This is a genomic window from Methylosinus sp. R-45379 (assembly GCF_001644125.1).
In the GTDB taxonomy this organism is placed as follows: Bacteria; Pseudomonadota; Alphaproteobacteria; order Rhizobiales; family Beijerinckiaceae; genus Methylosinus.
The window spans coordinates 1-1,949 of record NZ_LUUM01000215.1; the positions used below are offsets into that span (position 1 = coordinate 1).

A 1,949-nucleotide genomic window follows, 5' to 3' on the forward strand; every position below is an offset into this window, starting at 1 on the left:
ACGCCGACTTCGGTCGGATTAGAGGGGGCCGGCGACCGTGGGTTTCGACGGCGTAGAGGCGTCGACGCGGGGAGCGCCGTTCTCGCGCCGCGCCTTTTCCTGTGCCGCCACTCGCGCAGCCTTCATCCGATCGCGGAGAAAGGCGAGACGGTGCTTGGCGTTGGTTGCTTCGCTTTCGGTGACCGTCTGCGTCACCATACCCTCCAGATTGACGCGTGGCGCCCCGGCTGTCATCCCGCGCAAATAATCGAGGGAGGTCACATAGAGCCATAGAGCTTTACGCACCCTCGCCAGGTCGAGATCCGGACGGCGCTCGAGGATCTCGGCGTGAATGCCGATCGCGACAGCCGGTCGACCGCGGGCGTCACGCGGTTTGAAGCAGGCGGGAAAACTCACCACGAGCGCGGCGAGCACGGCATGACCTTCGCTCGCCGCCACTTTACGCGACCGCGCTTTGCTCTCGAACTCGGCGAGAAGCTTCTCGGCCTGCTGGATTTCGTCGGACGTGACGACCGTTCGCACGACGCCATCGAGATCGACGCGCGGCAATCCGGCGATCAGGCTGCGGTAATACTCCGGGCCTGTCGTGTAGACCTGCAGAGCCCGGCTCAACCGGTCGGGAGCGATGTGAGGCCGTCGGAGGAGGATGTCCGCTTCCACCCCGATGACGAGCGGCGGCTGGTCTTTCGCGCCATGCGGCTTGAAGCAGTCGGGGAAGGCGTCGATCAACTCATCGAGCAGCGCGCGAACTTCGGCATGGGAGCGCTTTTGCGCCTCCCTGTCGATCGAGCGCCGCGGTTGGTCTGCGGCTGCTTGGCGCTCTGTCGTGTCGGTCATGAGCGTCCTTCTTCGAGAATGGCGAACAGTTCGGCGCTCGGCCAGCGCGCTCGCTCGATCCTGGGCCTATTGACTGACAACGCGGGGCGCGCTGGTCCCCACCGCAATCGCGCAGCGCCACGATCGTCACGCTGGGAGTTCTCCGAGAGTTTCGCGCGTTTTCCCTGCGCATTGCAAGACCGTCGCGTGATCGGGAAGTTTCGATAGAGATACGCGCACCTCCATGTTCGGCTCGGGACGTCTTCCACCACGAGGATCCCATGTCCACAGTCATATTTCGTCCAACCCATCGCGGCGATATACGCCATCGAAATATGTCCAGGCTCGCAACCGTTCTCTTGCTGGCGTTCGCCTTCCCCGCCTTCGCCGCCGATCCTGTTCCCGTTACCGAGAGAGGTCTCCCGCAAACCGTGCATCCGACCTATCAGGAAAAAGGCGCGCCGAACTTCTCCTATCCGACCGGCTCGACCGATGTTGGCTCGGGGGGAGGGAATAATTCCGGCGGCGGCGGCAATATCGACTACACGGCATGCAGCGGCTGTGATCCCCTGCAAACGATGAACGCTCAGTCGTGGGGCGGCCAGGCGTGCAACGCCGCGACGACGATCGGCGTAAGCTGCGCTTCGCTCGCAGCCACATGTGTGATGGAATCTAACTGCAGGAACATCCAGGGAGCGGGGACAGTCTCGGGCGCTTTTCAAATGACCAATGCGACTTATACGGAGACGATCAATCAAGCGGCGGCGGACAATCCGAACGCCGGGATCGACACCAGCCTCGCCGGCAAAAACGATCCCGCCAATCAGGCCTGGGGCGCGGCGCAATACGAGTATAATGGCGCCACATATCTACAAGAGAACGGCGTCGACAATCCCACCTTCACCGATGTGAGAGGCTATTACCAGTTCGGACCATCGAACTCCGTAGACCTGGCCAATGCAAGGAATGGCGACAACCTCGAGGCAATTGTTCGCCTATCGCCTCAAGCGATGGCCGCGAACGGCATCACGCCAACGACGACTGTCGGCGATTGGCGACAATCTATCGCCAATCGCGTCGGCCCCTCTGCCGGACAGACCGTGCTGAATTAGCCGCATGCCGAGAAGGAGAAA

Annotated in this window: 2 protein-coding genes; one reads left to right on the forward strand and one right to left on the reverse strand. The window is 62.3% G+C overall.

What is annotated here, in order from left to right:
* Positions 1-18: 18 nt before the first annotated feature.
* Positions 19-837 carry a ProQ/FINO family protein gene (locus A1351_RS09220; RefSeq protein WP_064032835.1) on the reverse strand — a complete coding sequence of 273 codons (819 nt, stop codon included), beginning with the start codon at positions 835-837 and terminating at the stop codon, positions 19-21.
* 260 nt (positions 838-1,097) lie between these two features.
* On the opposite strand from A1351_RS09220, the gene A1351_RS09225 reads away from it, so the two are divergent.
* Positions 1,098-1,928 (forward strand): hypothetical protein, encoded by an 831-nt coding sequence (locus tag A1351_RS09225; RefSeq protein WP_198162317.1) that lies wholly within the window; start codon positions 1,098-1,100, stop codon positions 1,926-1,928.
* The last annotated feature ends 21 nt before the right edge of the window (positions 1,929-1,949 follow it).